The 14,889-nt window shown below is 40.3% G+C and carries 18 protein-coding genes; 9 read left to right on the forward strand and 9 right to left on the reverse strand.

Going from position 1 to position 14,889, the window contains the following annotated elements; genetic code table 11:
• The first annotated feature begins 7 nt into the window (after window positions 1-7).
• Together ACOMC3_RS18370 and ACOMC3_RS18375 are read left to right on the forward strand one after the other, a co-directional pair.
• Window positions 8-796, forward strand: coding sequence for a VOC family protein (locus ACOMC3_RS18370; RefSeq protein WP_420317350.1), 789 nt, complete (start codon window positions 8-10; stop codon window positions 794-796).
• Between the two features lie 37 nt (window positions 797-833).
• Window positions 834-1,283: a DUF6265 family protein gene (locus ACOMC3_RS18375; protein WP_420317351.1), complete on the forward strand. Its 450-nt coding sequence runs from the start codon at window positions 834-836 to the stop codon at window positions 1,281-1,283.
• On the opposite strand, the gene ACOMC3_RS18380 is transcribed toward ACOMC3_RS18375, so the two are convergent.
• The 7 genes from ACOMC3_RS18380 to ACOMC3_RS18410 are packed head-to-tail and all read right to left on the reverse strand — an operon-like array spanning window position 1,264 to window position 6,680.
• Window positions 1,264-2,427: an MFS transporter gene (locus ACOMC3_RS18380; protein WP_420317352.1), complete on the reverse strand. Its 1,164-nt coding sequence runs from the start codon at window positions 2,425-2,427 to the stop codon at window positions 1,264-1,266. The two genes, ACOMC3_RS18375 and ACOMC3_RS18380, sit on opposite strands and share 20 nt — an antisense overlap.
• Window positions 2,427-3,437, reverse strand: a complete 1,011-nt coding sequence (locus tag ACOMC3_RS18385; protein ID WP_420317353.1) for a glycosyltransferase — start codon at window positions 3,435-3,437, stop codon at window positions 2,427-2,429. Before ACOMC3_RS18385 ends, ACOMC3_RS18380 begins: the two co-directional genes overlap by 1 nt.
• A complete protein-coding gene (locus tag ACOMC3_RS18390; protein WP_420317354.1) occupies window positions 3,434-4,147 on the reverse strand; it encodes a glycosyltransferase in 714 nt (237 codons plus the stop codon). Before ACOMC3_RS18390 ends, ACOMC3_RS18385 begins: the two co-directional genes overlap by 4 nt.
• A gap of 2 nt (window positions 4,148-4,149) precedes the next feature.
• Window positions 4,150-4,554, reverse strand: coding sequence for a VOC family protein (locus ACOMC3_RS18395; protein WP_420317355.1), 405 nt, complete (start codon window positions 4,552-4,554; stop codon window positions 4,150-4,152).
• Window positions 4,555-4,556: 2 nt separating this feature from the next.
• Window positions 4,557-4,901 carry a DUF4260 domain-containing protein gene (locus ACOMC3_RS18400; RefSeq protein ID WP_420317356.1) on the reverse strand — a complete coding sequence of 115 codons (345 nt, stop codon included), beginning with the start codon at window positions 4,899-4,901 and terminating at the stop codon, window positions 4,557-4,559.
• On the reverse strand, window positions 4,898-6,163 hold the full coding sequence (locus ACOMC3_RS18405; RefSeq protein WP_420317357.1) for an aminotransferase class V-fold PLP-dependent enzyme: 1,266 nt from the start codon (window positions 6,161-6,163) through the stop codon (window positions 4,898-4,900). Before ACOMC3_RS18405 ends, ACOMC3_RS18400 begins: the two co-directional genes overlap by 4 nt.
• 37 nt (window positions 6,164-6,200) lie before the next feature.
• Window positions 6,201-6,680 carry an SRPBCC family protein gene (locus ACOMC3_RS18410; protein ID WP_420317358.1) on the reverse strand — a complete coding sequence of 160 codons (480 nt, stop codon included), beginning with the start codon at window positions 6,678-6,680 and terminating at the stop codon, window positions 6,201-6,203.
• 81 nt (window positions 6,681-6,761) lie between these two features.
• Here ACOMC3_RS18410 and ACOMC3_RS18415 point away from each other — a divergent pair, with 81 nt between their 5' ends.
• On the forward strand, window positions 6,762-7,535 hold the full coding sequence (locus tag ACOMC3_RS18415; RefSeq protein WP_420317359.1) for a carboxypeptidase-like regulatory domain-containing protein: 774 nt from the start codon (window positions 6,762-6,764) through the stop codon (window positions 7,533-7,535).
• A gap of 7 nt (window positions 7,536-7,542) precedes the next feature.
• Here ACOMC3_RS18415 and ACOMC3_RS18420 read toward each other — a convergent pair whose 3' ends face one another.
• Window positions 7,543-8,610 (reverse strand): DUF3089 domain-containing protein, encoded by a 1,068-nt coding sequence (locus ACOMC3_RS18420; RefSeq protein ID WP_420317360.1) that lies wholly within the window; start codon window positions 8,608-8,610, stop codon window positions 7,543-7,545.
• A 71-nt stretch (window positions 8,611-8,681) separates the two neighbouring features.
• On the opposite strand from ACOMC3_RS18420, the gene katG reads away from it, so the two are divergent.
• The 4 genes from katG (at window position 8,682) to ACOMC3_RS18440 (ending at window position 12,585) form a co-directional block, all read left to right on the forward strand.
• A complete protein-coding gene (gene katG, locus ACOMC3_RS18425) occupies window positions 8,682-10,850 on the forward strand; it encodes a catalase/peroxidase HPI (RefSeq protein ID WP_420317361.1) in 2,169 nt (722 codons plus the stop codon).
• Between the two features lie 75 nt (window positions 10,851-10,925).
• On the forward strand, window positions 10,926-11,312 hold the full coding sequence (locus tag ACOMC3_RS18430) for an ankyrin repeat domain-containing protein (protein ID WP_420317362.1): 387 nt from the start codon (window positions 10,926-10,928) through the stop codon (window positions 11,310-11,312).
• A gap of 7 nt (window positions 11,313-11,319) precedes the next feature.
• A complete protein-coding gene (locus ACOMC3_RS18435; RefSeq protein WP_420317363.1) occupies window positions 11,320-11,835 on the forward strand; it encodes a hypothetical protein in 516 nt (171 codons plus the stop codon).
• Window positions 11,836-11,901: 66 nt separating this feature from the next.
• Entirely contained in the window at window positions 11,902-12,585 is a 684-nt protein-coding gene (locus tag ACOMC3_RS18440) for an energy transducer TonB (protein ID WP_420317364.1), read from the forward strand.
• 68 nt (window positions 12,586-12,653) lie between these two features.
• Here the strand turns inward: ACOMC3_RS18440 and ACOMC3_RS18445 are convergent, their stop codons facing one another.
• The gene (locus ACOMC3_RS18445; protein WP_420317365.1) at window positions 12,654-13,244 is read right to left on the reverse strand and encodes a LemA family protein; all 591 of its coding nucleotides are present in this window, start codon (window positions 13,242-13,244) and stop codon (window positions 12,654-12,656) included.
• Between the two features lie 72 nt (window positions 13,245-13,316).
• Between ACOMC3_RS18445 and ACOMC3_RS18450 the strand changes: the two genes are divergently transcribed.
• Together ACOMC3_RS18450 and ACOMC3_RS18455 are read left to right on the forward strand one after the other, a co-directional pair.
• Window positions 13,317-14,204 carry a TPM domain-containing protein gene (locus ACOMC3_RS18450; RefSeq protein WP_420317366.1) on the forward strand — a complete coding sequence of 296 codons (888 nt, stop codon included), beginning with the start codon at window positions 13,317-13,319 and terminating at the stop codon, window positions 14,202-14,204.
• Window positions 14,205-14,216: 12 nt separating this feature from the next.
• Window positions 14,217-14,864 (forward strand): TPM domain-containing protein, encoded by a 648-nt coding sequence (locus ACOMC3_RS18455; RefSeq protein ID WP_420317367.1) that lies wholly within the window; start codon window positions 14,217-14,219, stop codon window positions 14,862-14,864.
• Window positions 14,865-14,889 lie beyond the last annotated feature (25 nt).

A 14,889-nucleotide genomic window follows, 5' to 3' on the forward strand; every position in this document is an offset into this window, starting at 1 on the left:
TTAGGATATGAAAGCTTTTGCAATATTCCTTTTAATCAGGGCATTCACTCACCCGATGTTTAGTCAGGATAAACCAACATTCCGACATCATGGAATACGAGTTTTTTCCAGTGATATAGAGGCTTCCAGAAGATTTTACAAAGAGGTACTTGGGATTGGGATAATAGCAGAAAATGAATCGGCATCTGATGCATTTCCCATTTATTTAACAAGGGCATCTGAGTCTTCTGTTTCCAATTATCCATTGGGAGCAAGAACCGGGTTGAGTATTCAAACCCACAAATTACTTCCTGGAATTGATCACTTACGTTCCAGGAATGTATCACTTTATGACACCTTGCTTCAAAGGAATGGTGTTGGAATTTCCATTCCATTTAAGGATCCAAGTGGTCACGTCCTGAGCTTGATCGAGGTTCAAATAAGAAAGATTCCAGCATTTGAAGGATACAAGGTTTATAACACCGGCGTTACAATTTCCGACATGGAAAAAGTATCTGCTTTTTATCTGGACATTCTTGGGTTTGACGAGTGGTCTCGGAATTACCTGCCTGAAGCACTACCTTTAAAACACACGGATGGAACCTTTGCATTTATGATCCATCAAAAAGGCAACCTGAAGAGGAATCCATTGGAGTATGGAGATGCCCAAATGGTTCTACTTTTTGAAACATCGAATCTTAATGACACTAGGGAGTATTTGAAGGAGCAGGGTGTCCTTTTTAAGGAAATAGGAGATAAGGTCATTTGCAAAGACCCGGAAGGGAATGCCATAGAAATCTTTGAAAGTGTCCAGTAATCAAATATTTAAACGTCTTTTCACAAAACATCATATTATGAAAAAGCTACTACTACTATCAATTCTTTTCAGCTTCAATGCTATCTGTTATTCCCAAGGTAATACCCCTCCTTATGCCTGGCTCGCTGGTAATTGGACAGGAGACGGATTTGGTGGCACATCTGAAGAATTGTGGTCATCACCATCAGAGGATGGCACTATGATGGGAGTTTATAGACACCACAAAGGAGACGGATCTTTGAATTTCTATGAGTTCATGGTGATGGATTCAACCGGTCTTCGCTTAAAACATTTCAATCCGGACATGATGAGTTGGGAAACCAAAGAAGACTTTGTTCATTTCAAGGCCATAGAATTTACTGATGATAAAATCGTATTGAAGGGATTGGTTTTTGAAAGAAAATCAGATACTGAAATGGAAATTCGGTTAGACCTGAAAAACAAAGACAAAAGCTGGACGGAGGTATTTAAGATGAAGCGGAAGTAGGTCTTTTTATAAGGGCAATAAGACCTAAAACAGGCCCTATTACTAAAGGTAGAAATAGGATTTGCTGATCATAGTTCACAAGGAGATAGACTAGAAGCTGTAAGCTCCCGATGGTGATTGCAAAGCCGACACTAGTCACAATTGTGAGTGCAGTTCCCTTTATTTTTGGATCAGCATGTTGAGCCACTAACGTGCTAAAAAGCGGTGAATCGGCTATCACAACCATACCCCAGAAGATTAAAAAAATTAAATAACCATTATAGTTTAAGCCGTACATCAAAGGGGATGCTAAACAACAAATTCCAGATAAGCCTAGAAAGACGATTGCCATTTTCTTAGTGCCATACTTATCCGATATAAAACCGCCAATAAAACATGCAATGGCACCTAATCCAATTACCAGAAAGGAGTGGAAAGATACACGTCCATTTGAGCCTGAATGTAAACCAAGCATTACTGGAACAAATGCCCAAAACGCATACAATTCCCACATGTGGCCGAAGTATCCGAACGCAGCAGATCGAAAGGAACGATCTTTAAACACCTGCCTCATTGCACTAAATTTTACTTCTTGTGATTTTTTGTGATATGGGCCTTCACCTATAAAGAACTTTATGATGATTCCTCCAATGACTGCCAAAGAAGAGGTTGTGTACAGCACAAACTCCCATGCAATGAAGTTGTCGTAGCTTGCAATTAAATGCGGTAGAGCAGTTCCAAGTACTAATGCACCGACAAGAAAGCTCAAAGCCTTACCCAGCCCATCTTTAAAGAAATCTGAAGCGATCTTCATCCCAACCGGATAAATACCTGCAAGGAAAAAACCGGTGAGGAATCGAAATGTGATTAATTCAGCAAATGAACCACTTAGGGAAATTAACAGATTAAATAAAGCACCTAACAAAGCGCTCATTAGGAACACATTAGAAGCATTGAAACGATCTGCAATTGTAAAAATTGAATAGACAAGCGTTCCGACGATAAACCCAAACTGAACAGAGGAAGTCACATATCCAAGGTCTGCGGTACTAAGATTCAGGTGGTTAATCAACTGAGGCATTACTGCATTCCCTGCAAACCACAGCGACGTACACATAAACTGTGCGAGCACGATGATAGGTAAGATATGCCTCTGGCTTTTCATCAAGCGAAAAACCAAAAGTCTTTGACTGGCTTTTTCCCCCAGCTCTCAAGTTGCTTTCGTATTTCCTTTTTTTCTTCCGGAGAAGTCACAGCAATCAAAATCTGAGCATTTTCAATTTCAGGAATCACCTCCTGGTGTTCTATTTTGATCCCGTAAACATCTTTACCCACTTTTCTTCGGTTATCACATACCCAGTGAAAGTTATTCTCTTCCTCAAACAGAAGCTTTGCTAAATCCTTTCCATTGCGGCCAGCCCCCCAAAGTAACAACGGGCGATCACGATCACGATCGATCTGATAGAAATAGCGGAGCTTCATCTCAAAATATCTATTGTCTTTGTACTCCTCCCAGGTACGGGATATTCTGTCGAGTCGATCCCTCCAGTAGTGTAGCACCTTATCTATTCCATGGACTTTCAAACCAGCTTTATAAAAGCGGAAGCACAAATCATAATCTTCCGGGTAAACCTCCGGATTAAAGCCGTTGACTTTATCAAAGTCTTCCCGGTGAATGATCCAGCAGTGAGAAGGAATCACACACTCCTGATAGATTTCCTGGTAATGTTTATTTTCTCTGGCCACCTCATTTAGCCACTCTTCGTATCGTCGAAATCCATCACCTACCTCTCCTTTTTCAACAAAGTGTTCAGTACCCCCTGCGATGATGTTTCCTTTGCCGTGTTTCAGCCATTCATTGACCAATACCTCGAGCTTATCAGCCGGCATTTTGTCATCAGAATCCATCCGATTAATGAGTTCTCCCTTTGATACAGCGTATCCTTCTTTAAGTGCAGGTATGAGTTTTTGTCTTTTACTGTAAATAACCTTTATGCGATCATCTTTTTCTGCATACCATTTCAGAATATCCGGAGTGCGGTCTTTCGAATGATCATTAATAGCTATCAGCTCCCATTTTTTGTAGGTCTGTCTGATAATGGAATCCAAACATTTGGGTAGGTATGGCGCAGTGTCTCTTGCTGCCATAATGATTGAAACTAAAGGCTGGTTCATTGACTACTTCTAAGATTTTTACCCCAATAAATACTAGCGTAATTAGAAACGGAAAGGCCTAAGTTAAAACGAATGATCATATTGAGGTCAAACCATGCCACTTTAAAAAAACCATGAGTCTTGAATCTGCGTGGAGAGGTCTTCAAAGCAGGCCGTACAATTTTTAGTTTACCTCTTTTACTCAATGACTGGCACATGTAGGCTGTTTCCATTAAAGGTTCTTTGGGTACTCCTCCAATTTGTGCCAGTGACTCTTTTCTAACGAAAACTGCCTGATCTCCATAAAAGACTTTTCCAAAACGATAGCGAATTCTATTTGCCAGGGTAACTAATTGTAGCTTCCAGTCTGGAGATTCAAAGGCAAATTCGAAGGCACCTCCAATTGCTTTCTTGTCTTGTAGATACCGGATGATGAGTGAATCGAAATGCGCCGGTAATAAAGTGTCTGCATCAAGAAAAAGAATTACCTCCCCGGAAGCTTGATTGAAGCCAAAGTTCATGCTTTCGTACTTCTTCAATGCAAAAGTTGGTTTTTGAAAAGCCTTAATTTCTGCTAAATCCTGAATGCTATCAAGTGTTTGGTCTTTACTGCCAGCATCAATTACCAGAATTTCTATCTGCTGAGGATTTTTAGCCTTTGCTAGTGTGTGAAGAATTGTATGCCGGAGATATTTTTCTTCATTCAGGGTTGGGATGACGATTGAGAGCATGATTAAGCCTGACTAATTTCAAATAAATGTCCGTCAGGATCTTTGAAAAACGCACGTATCTCAGCACCCCAATCAACTGGTGGCGTTAAAAACTCAGCTCCTCTTTCTTTTAGTGTTTCGTAAGATCCCATGCAGTCTTTTACTCGAATGGTGAATGAATGACTGATATTTTTTGGATTTGGAGGAGGCAAAAATTGAGTTCCCGGTTTATCTTTAGTTTCTCCTCCGGAGGTCACTATTAGAATCCAATTTCCCAAAAATTGAAGCACACAAGAATCGCCACCATATTCACGATATATTTCTGCACCAAGTACGTTTTTATAAAAATCTTTGGATTTAGCCATGTCTGAAACCACAAGAATAGTGGTAAGGGCCATGTCTTCGGTTGGGAAAGGTGCTTTAGCCATAATTACAAATCTCCTAAATGTGTATGTTTAAAGTTATCACTAAACTTTAATCCATACCCAAATATTCGATCCATGCTCGCATGCCCAAATAAGATAATGCTTGCAAGCTGTAATTCTGGAATAGACCACCAAAGACCCATAAAACCAATGAAAAGGGCAATTCCTTTATGGTGGAACATGTTATATGTTAAAGCTCCAACCTGAGCATTTATAAGATAACCCAACATGCCAATATCAGGAGTCAGTATCAGTAAAAGATAGATCCACCAAGCGTAATCCAGAAAGCTGAATAGATATATCGAAAGGAGAAACATCACCAGCTCTTCAAGTCTAATTAGGTTTTTCATGCGATAGATTTTAAACCATCAATTAATAGATCTAACTCCTCTGTGAGGTTGTAAAGATTAGGCGTGACTCTTACTACTTCCTGATCTGGTAGATAGCGAATCACTGTGAATACCTTCGTTTTTTCAAATAATTGATCGATCACTTTTTTGGTTTCTTTTCCTTCTACTTTGAAACTGGCAATTGCACAACTCCGCTTTGCCTCCGATGGGGTAGTAACAATTACATTTTGAATCTCCCGAGCTTTTGATGTCCAATAGTTTTGGAGGTAGCGCAGGCGTTTTTCTTTTGTCTGAATGGTAATGGTTTCATTGAATGACTGGGCCTCAGGAATAGTCAATACAGTCGGAACGGAAAGTGTCCCAAAATGTCCCAATTTCATGATATCATTTTCTTCTGACCCACTATCACCATACAAAGGCTTGAGGTCTTTGATGCGATTTTTATTGACGTAGAGAAGGCCGGCACCCAATGGGTTGCCAAACCATTTGTGGAGGTTGACACCTACAAAATCAGCACCTAAATCTTTCAATTGATAATCGATTTGAGCAAAGCTGTGTGCAGCATCGACAATAACGTCAATTCCTTGAGGTTTGAACTGATCTGATATTTTTTTGATTGGCATTATCTGTCCAGTCAGATGAATGATGTGTGTGCATAAAATACATCTGGTCTTTGTGGAAACTGCCTCCCTATATCTATCAATTATTTCCTGATCACTTTTTGGTAGTAGCGGCAGTTTGATTTTCTTAATAATGATCCCTTTTTGCTTTTCCAGCATCTCAAAAGTCTCAATCATACTGTAGTAGTCCTGCCCGGAAAGAATGACTTCATCTCCACTTTTCCAATCCAGTCCCTGGATCGCTATGTTTAGTGCCTCAGTAGCATTTCTGGTAATCAGTGCTTCTTCAAGTTCAATCCCGGCAAAAGCTGCTAAGCCATTTACAATCGATTGGTAATCTTCTCTGTAGGTTGTCCTTAAGTACCTGGAAGAGTTCACATTTACTTGCTCAATATTTTTTAGATATGCCTTTTGAACAGGTAGTGGTTGCACTCCAAAATATCCATTCTCCAGATTGATAAAGTCCTTTGGCACATCATAAAAGTCCTTTCTGAATTTTTTCCAGAACTTCTCATCTGATGAGACATCTGATTGGAAATAGCTGGTATAATCTGAAATTCTGGGTTGAGATGCTTTTGCTTGAATAAATGGAAGACCTGCTATCCCAGCGGCCATTCCTTTAATTACTTTTCGACGGTCCATATCTTTATTTTAGGTGCGGATCACCAATAAAGATAGGCTACTTACCAAACATCTCTTCCAACTTATTGATACGGTATTCGAAAATCTCTTTTAGCTGTCTTTTAACAAATAAACCCTGGGCGAGGTGACCCAGAAAACCAAAAGGGATTTTATAGGACACCTTGTCTGTCATAAAGATGCCATTTTCCCGCTCTTCAAAATGATGCTCATGATGCCACATGTTATACGGACCAAATCGCTGCTCATCCACGAAGAATTTTTTATCTATTACATGGGTTATCTCAGTGGCCCAATTCGTTTTTACGCCCGGAAAAGGAGCTACTTTATAAGTAATAATCTGCCCGGGATACATCCCGCCCGGCTCCCCAGAAGTGATTTTAAATCCCATATGTGGAGGAGTGATGATTTCTAGATTTTTTGGAGAAGAAAAGAAATCCCAGGCCTCAGACAACCCTATTGGTAATTCCTGCATTACACTAAGTGTATAGATTCCGGAATGCTTTTTGAATTGAATCATAGACACTTAACTTAACTCTCTCGGAAATGTTAAATATTCCTAATTCAAAAAAAATCGTCAGCTAAAAACAGATATTTGATCTTGAGATATCTTTTTACCATAGCTGCATGTATACTTTGTCTGGCTGTCGTCGGTCAAAGAAACTATGTATATGGGTTAGTAAAGGATAGTACTTCCAATGATCCAATGATTGGTGTACATATCCGGAATATTAATGCTGGAAGCCTGACATCTACGAATGAATTGGGTCAGTTTAGGATACCTGCACAAGTAGGCGACACGCTTGTACTTTCTAGTGTAGGACACAAAACATTGGCATGGGTAGCCGATTCAACTTGGTTTAATGAAAAAGAAGTGTCATTTTTTCTTCCCGTTAATACCATCTATTTAGATGAGGTAGTGGTTGGTGAGTTTCCAGAGTATGTCAGGTTTAAAGATTTGATTCTTAAAGAACAGCCCAAAGACACAACATTTCAAGTGTTTGGTGTTCCACAAGTGGTCATGGACCCCTATCCACAATTGGAAAAAAAGGAATACCTAAATCCCGCATTTGTTTTCTTTCATCCCATTTCAGCCATCCATCATTCGTTCAGCAAAAAGGAAAAAGAGAAGCGAAAAATGCAGCAAATCAGGAAACAAAGACATACTACTTCTACCGCTTACCTTAAGTTTACTCGGGAGTGGGTTGGAGAGAATACCAAGCTGGAAGGAGATAAGCTGACCAGTTTTATTGCATACTGTGATTTTTCAGTTGAATACCTGGCAAGTGCCACCCTATTTGATATTCATCAGCGCATGATGGCAATACTTCCTGAGTTTCTGGAGGAATGTGAAAAAAAGGGTCAAAAGGGATAGCTCCGCATTATTTATTCTCCTCTAAATACGTTTCCACACGATCCTCTACATTTTCCCGAATATTTAAATAGAAGAGATTGTAATCTACCATGTGATAGCGCTTCCAGTTCAATAGGAAGTTCCCGAAAAACTTCGGTTTATTGATCCATAACATCCCATCATAGTTCTGAGCATCAGAAATCCCAGGCCGGATTTTTTTGAAATTCTTTAGAATACCTCCTTTATTTTTCCCCCAGGAAGCATAGCTAGAATCAGTTTTCCATGTAAGTGGATTGACATTCAGAGCATCCCCATACCAAAACTCATGATCTGGAGGATAATAACCCTTAGCATATGTATTCCAGGTAAGCCAACAACCAGTTTCAGAAGGCTCATCACAAACAGGGATGTATGAAAAGGTTCCCTTATCCAATGGCATTCCTATGATATAAGCAGCCACTAGTTTGTTCATTAGGGGCTTACTTTCAAAAAATTCTCGAAGCAGTTTCACCGCATGATTAGTGCCCTGACTGTGTGAGGCAATGATTATTGGCCGCCCGTTATTCCAATTTTCCAGGTAATACTCAAAGGCTTGTTTTACATCTGCATAAGCAAACTCCAGCGCCTCCACTTTCAATGGTAGATTATCAATATAATAGATGCCAATGTGTGCCTGCCTGTATAATGGTGAATAAACTTTAGCAGATCCATTAAAAACACTTGCCTGGTATTTGATGGTTGAAGTGGCAATTTCCTTATTCAATTTCTCATCATAGACATCAGCAAACCATGGGTGATCTTTATCCTGCTTCTTAGAATAAATGGTTGGGTAAATGAAGAACACATCCACGTCAGCACTCTCCTGATATTCTGTAATTTCTCCTTTTCCAGGCACTTCATCGGCCATATCCTTTTTCTCAGGATGGGCTACCCAGAATTTGAGGTTGTTATAATCTGGCGCTTGAGGTACCAGTGCCAGGTCATCTCGATCATATTTTGTAGTGAACTTTTTCTTGGATTGAGATAAAGCGCTAAATCCAACAAGAATCAGGAGGCATCCACAAAAGGATTTGATATATTTATATCTAATGGACATATAAAAATTATAAATAAAGCAAATAATAGATTTACAATAGTTAAAGTATTAAAACCTTTTCTAAAATGAATATGAACGCATCATCAAACGGGGCAGGCAAATGTCCCTTTCATGGGGGAAACACTTCCTCCGGCACAACTGATAAACATTGGTGGCCAAATTCACTGAATCTTGATATCCTGAGTCAGCACGACTCTAAAACGAATCCATACGATGAAGATTATGATTACAGAGAGGCAGTTAAAGAACTGGACTTTGATGAAATCAAATCAGACATGCATGCTTTAATGACAGATAGCCAGGATTGGTGGCCGGCTGACTGGGGGCATTATGGAGGTTTTATGATAAGAATGGCGTGGCACGCGGCAGGCACCTATCGTATTTCCGATGGTAGAGGAGGTGCAGGTACAGGCAATCAGCGATTTTCTCCGTTAAACTCCTGGCCAGACAATACCAGTCTGGATAAAGCAAGACGATTGCTATGGCCAATAAAAAAGAAATATGGAAATAAAATCAGCTGGGCTGATCTTTTCATAATGGCTGGAAATGCTGCTTATGAAACGATGGGGTTAAAAATGTATGGATTCTCTTTCGGAAGACCTGACATCTGGCATCCAGAAAAAGACATTTACTGGGGAGCAGAAAAGGAATTTCTTGCTCCAAGTGAGGAACGATACGAGAATCTGGACGATCCCTCAACACTTGAAAATCCATTGGCAGCCGTCCACATGGGTCTCATTTATGTAAACCCTGAAGGAGTAAATGGGAATCCAGATCCACTTAAAACAGCAGCTCAGGTGAGAGAAACTTTTGCCAGAATGGCGATGAATGATGAAGAAACTGTCGCCTTGACTGCAGGAGGTCACTCCGTCGGTAAAGCTCATGGAAATGGTGACGCCAATAAGTTGGGGCCAGAGCCGGAAGGTGCGTCCATCGAAGAGCAGGGATTCGGTTGGTCGAACGATCAAAATGGTGGAGTGGGAAGACACACCATCACAAGTGGCCTTGAAGGTGCATGGACTTCTGAACCTACAAAATGGGACAATGGCTACTTTAAAATGCTTTTTGAACATGAGTGGGAACTAAAGAAAAGCCCTGCTGGTGCCAATCAATGGATGCCAGTGGATATAAAAGAGGAGGATATGCCTGTGGATGTGGAAGATCCATCGGTTAGAACCATGCCGATTATGACAGATGCGGACATGGCTATGAGGGAGGATCCGATTTATAGAGAGATTTCTCTCAAATTCAAAGATGATCAGGAATACTTCTCAGAAACCTTTGCGAGAGCCTGGTTTAAGCTTACTCATAGAGACATGGGACCAAAGGCACGATATATTGGACCAGAAGTTCCTAAAGAAGATTTGATCTGGCAAGACCCAATTGAACCAGGGAATGCATCCTACAACGTAGATGCTTTGAAAGCCAAAATTGCTGAGTCTGGGATTTCGATTGCAGACATGGTAGCAACTGCATGGGATAGTGTTCGTACGTTCAGAGGTTCAGACATGAGAGGTGGAGCCAATGGTGCCAGAATTAGATTGGCACCTCAAAAAGATTGGGAAGGAAATGAACCTGAAAGACTATCCAAAGTTCTTTCTAAACTCGAACCAATTGCAGCAGAATTCAATGCAAGCATTGCAGACGTGATTGTGTTGGCGGGGAATGTAGGTGTTGAGCAAGCGGCGAAAGCTGCAGGGTTTGATGTTTCCGTTCCGTTTGCTCCTGGTAGGGGTGATGCTACTCAAGAGATGACAGACATTGAAGCTTTTGAACCGCTCGAAAGAGTGGCTGATGGATTTAGGAATTTCCAGAAGAAAGCGTATGCTGCATCTGCTGAAGAAATGATGCTAGATCATGCACAGTTACTCGGACTAACTGCTCCTGAAATGACAGTATTGGTAGGAGGAATGCGCGTGATTGGAGCCAATTATGCGGATTCTAAAAATGGAGTATTCACAGATAATGTAGGAGCCTTGTCCAATGACTTCTTTGTTAACCTGACAGACATGACTTATAAGTGGGTACCAAAAGGAGAGAACCTTTATGAAGGAAGGAACAGAAAAACTGGGGATGTAGTTTACTCAGCCACACGAGCAGACCTGGTATTTGGATCCAATTCAATTCTGAGAGGATATGCTGAATTGTACGCACAGGATGATAACAAAGAAAAGTTTGTTAAGGACTTTATTAGCGCCTGGACAAAAGTGATGAATGCAGATCGATTCGATTTGGAATAAAAACAAATTAAAAGGAGCTTTCTTTTGCTGGGGAGCTCCTTTTTTTCATTTATCTTTTTGTAAAACTCGACAAATATGGATGCTGCGAAACTGCCAATGTTGATACAAGCCGGGGATTCTGTAACTGTAGAACGAATCGTCCAGGAATTTCCTGAACTCATAGATAAGCCAGATGAGAAAGGATTTACACCACTGATTTTGGCAACATATTTTGGACATCAAAAAATTGCACAAATCTTAATTAAAAGAGGAGCAAACATCAACGCGCAAGATGCTTCCGGGAATACAGCATTAATGGGGGTGTGTTTCAAAGGATTTCATGATATAGTCAAGTTACTGCTCGATGCGGGAGCAAATGTGAACTTGAAAAATAATGATGGTGAAACGGCTCTTTCATTTGCCAACATGTTTGGACAAAGTGAAATCGCAAAATTGTTAATGGCTTCTGGTGCTAAAGGATAATTGAAAAATGCTTCGATACATCCATATTCAAGGGAAAGAAGCACCTAAATTCTCATTTAGGAACAAAACCGCTCAGAATTTCAAATCATTGATTCAGTCGATTACCGATGGATCATCTCTGGTAATCTCATCCTTATACCGTACGGATGTTTTGTATCACGCCAAGGAGGACCACAGTGATGATATATTCAAACTATGGTCGTTGCAGGAAGAGTCTTTTGATCCAAGTAAACTGCAGATAGTGGAGGGAAGAGACCAAGCACTTGAATTATTTTTTACATCATTGGTTTCATTTAGCAGTGCGAGTAAATGGTACGAAGCTTATCTGGAAGAATTTGGACATGCCTGTTCTTTGGATCGAAACAATCCTATTTTAAAAGATTTGAAGCTATGTGAGCAGTACCTGCAGTCATCTCATCAAACAGTGGCCAGACCGGTTGCCGGCGCAAACCACGAAGACTTACTCCCCAGAAAAGAGGTTTTTGAAGACCTTGTCAGGCAGATCAATGATTTTTTGAATTGATCACTCAGGCACGATTCATGCTTTTATTCTAATCAAGCGATTGAAAACCTAATAAACGTTTGAATTATGGAATTGAAGAAAAACAAAAAGTATGACCTGGAGACTAGAAGGCCTTTATTCTTTGGGTTAGGAATGATTATTTCCCTATCACTAACCATCGTTGCATTTGAATGGAAATCACCGATTGATCCAGTGGTTTATGAGAAACCCGTGAAGGAGGAAACATGGTTTATTATAGAAGAACCTAAAATCACAAAACAAGAGATTCCCGAGATACCAAAGCCAAAAATCAAGAAGCAGGTTGTTTCTGATGCTGTAATAATTAAGGAAGTAAAAGAGTTAACGAAAATCATGGAATCAAATGAACCAATCATTGATGATGAGAGCATTGAAGATGTGATTTCTGATGGAATGCCGATAGAAGTTGTTCCAGAAACTCCTTTTGATAGAGTGGAAGATATGCCAGAATTTCCGGGTGGAGATGCTGCTCTTTTATCATTTCTAGCAAAGAACATTAAATATCCAAAAGCAGCTCAAAGAATGGGTATTGAAGGGAGAGTAACACTGTCGTTTGTCATAGACGAATCAGGCGCGATTACAAATATTGAGGTATTAAAAGGCATTGGTGCAGGGTGTGATGAAGAAGCTGTTCGCGTTTTAAAGCTACTGCCGAATTATACGCCTGGAAAGCAGAGAGGCATTCCTGTAAAAGTACGGATGAGAGTACCAGCAAATTTCCAGTTGCACTAGTTAAGAGTTATTACGAATCGTCCTACTGTTTTTAAGTCGTAGGACGATTTTCTTGCTTTTTAAATAAATTAAAACTCGACAGTTGGTGCAGTCTCAGCTCCTTCTGTTGCTTCGTACAGGGGCTTTCTTTCAAAACCAAACATGCCGGCTAAAACTGTATTTGGAAATTTACGAATGTACGTGTTATACGCCTTGGTCTTTTCATTATACCGAGTGCGGGCCACTGAAATTCTATTTTCAGTGCCTTCTAATTGTGCCTGAAGCTCCAGGAAGTTTTGGTTGGATTTTAAATCGGGATAACGTTCGACAGTTACCAATAACCTCGAAAGCGCAGAGTTCAATTGCCCCTGAGCATTTGCAAAATTTTGAAGGGCTTCCTGATTGAGATTCGAAGGGTCGATTTGTATGCTTGATGCTTTAGCTCTCGCCTCAGTGACCTGGGTCAGTACTTCTTTTTCTTGTTCTGCAAAACCCTTTACGGTATTCACAAGGTTAGGAATGAGATCGTATCTACGCTGATATTGAGTTTCAACATTTGCCCATTCGGTATTCACTTCTTCATCCATGGTTACCATGCTGTTATACTTTCCAGTGAAAAAATTATATCCAATAAAAACAACAACTAAAATGATCAGAATGGTAATTACTCGCTTGCTCATAGGGTTTTATTTAACAATTCAAGGGTTTTAGGCCTACTCGGAATTTTTATTTTCCTTATTTTCATCGAAGATATGAAATCATACCTAAAATCAATAGTTATTTTGATGGCCTCAATGTGGGTCATCGGCACTTTGAAAGCGCAAGATCAACAGGGGATTCCAACACTTACCGAGCGCGTTACAGATCTGGCGAACTTACTATCTCCAAATGAAGAGGCGTATCTATCAAATCAACTGAAAGATCTGGAGGAAAGGAAGGGGAGCCAACTGGCCATTCTGACTGTAAATTCCACTAAACCGGAGACAATAGAACAATATTCCATTCGAGTTGTGGATCAATGGAAACTAGGCAGAGCAGATGTTGATGACGGAGTGCTGCTAGTCATTGCAAAAAATGACCGAAAGCTACGAATAGAAGTGGGCTATGGATTGGAGGGAGCCATTCCTGATGCCTATACAAAGCGAATTATCAGTAACATCATCGTTCCTCATTTTCGAGATGGAGATTATTACCTGGGCGTAGAAGAGGGCGTTGAAGCGATCATTGGTTTAATAAATGGGGAAGAACTGCCGGAGGTCACTACTAGCGGAGGTGGTAATTCGTCAAGTCACAATTTTGTTGGATTGGCTTTTCTTTTGGGGATGGTTGCTTTAGTATTCTTTGTGATAATAACCAAAGTAGTTCTAAGCAATAAGGTTGGAAATCTAAAAAGCAATCTCATAGTCCTCCCTGTTGTATTTATTGTTGTTTGGCTCTTTGCGAGCCTGGCAGCAGGTTTATTTGCAACTTTCATTGCCTTTATTTTTCTAAATGGCAAAGGAAGCGGTGGCTCTGGAAGAGGAGGTGGCTACTACGGGGGATATTCTGGCGGATTTTCAGGTGGAGGATTTGGCGGAGGCGGTGGCTTCTCCGGAGGTGGCGGAGGATTTGGTGGCGGAGGCGCTTCGGGCAGCTGGTAAAATTTGAAGCATATGAAAAAATATATATTCACAAACGAAGAAAAGCATCAAGTCAAGGAAGCGGTTCAAGCATTAGAAAAGGAGTCATGCGGTGAGATTGTTCCTTTTTTCGCAAGAAAAAGTGATGATTATGCTGAGGTCTCCTGGCACCTATCAGCACTCTTCGGTATTTCAGGCTTTGGAGTAATTGCGCTACTCTCCTATACATGGATGCTTCCAGCTTTATCTTTTCTTGAGGTATTTATAATGATTCTTGGATTAATGGCTATCGGCTATTTTCTTCCGATTCTTTTTCCTATCCTTAAAAGAATTCTTGTTTCTGAGGAAAGAGCCATGGAGATGATATCGCTGAGAGCTAAAGAGGCCTTCATCAATGAAAAAGTATACGATACCAAAGAACGTGTTGGCATTTTAATTTATATAAGCAGACTTGAGCATGTGGTGTTAGTCATGGGTGATGAAGGGATCAACGCCAAGGTTAATAAAGAAGACTGGGAAAATGTGGTCAATCTTATTACCGATGGCTTAAAGAAACATAAAATAGGAGATGGACTGGTGAGTGGAATCAATCAATGTAAAGAGCTACTCTTACAAAATGGATTCGTCAGGAAGGACACTGATACAAACGAATTATCCGACGAACTAAGGATCAAAGAATAGGTAAGCAGACATTTGCACATTTATG

Source organism: Ekhidna sp., from assembly GCF_965212185.1.
In the GTDB taxonomy this organism is placed as follows: domain Bacteria; phylum Bacteroidota; class Bacteroidia; order Cytophagales; family Cyclobacteriaceae; genus Ekhidna.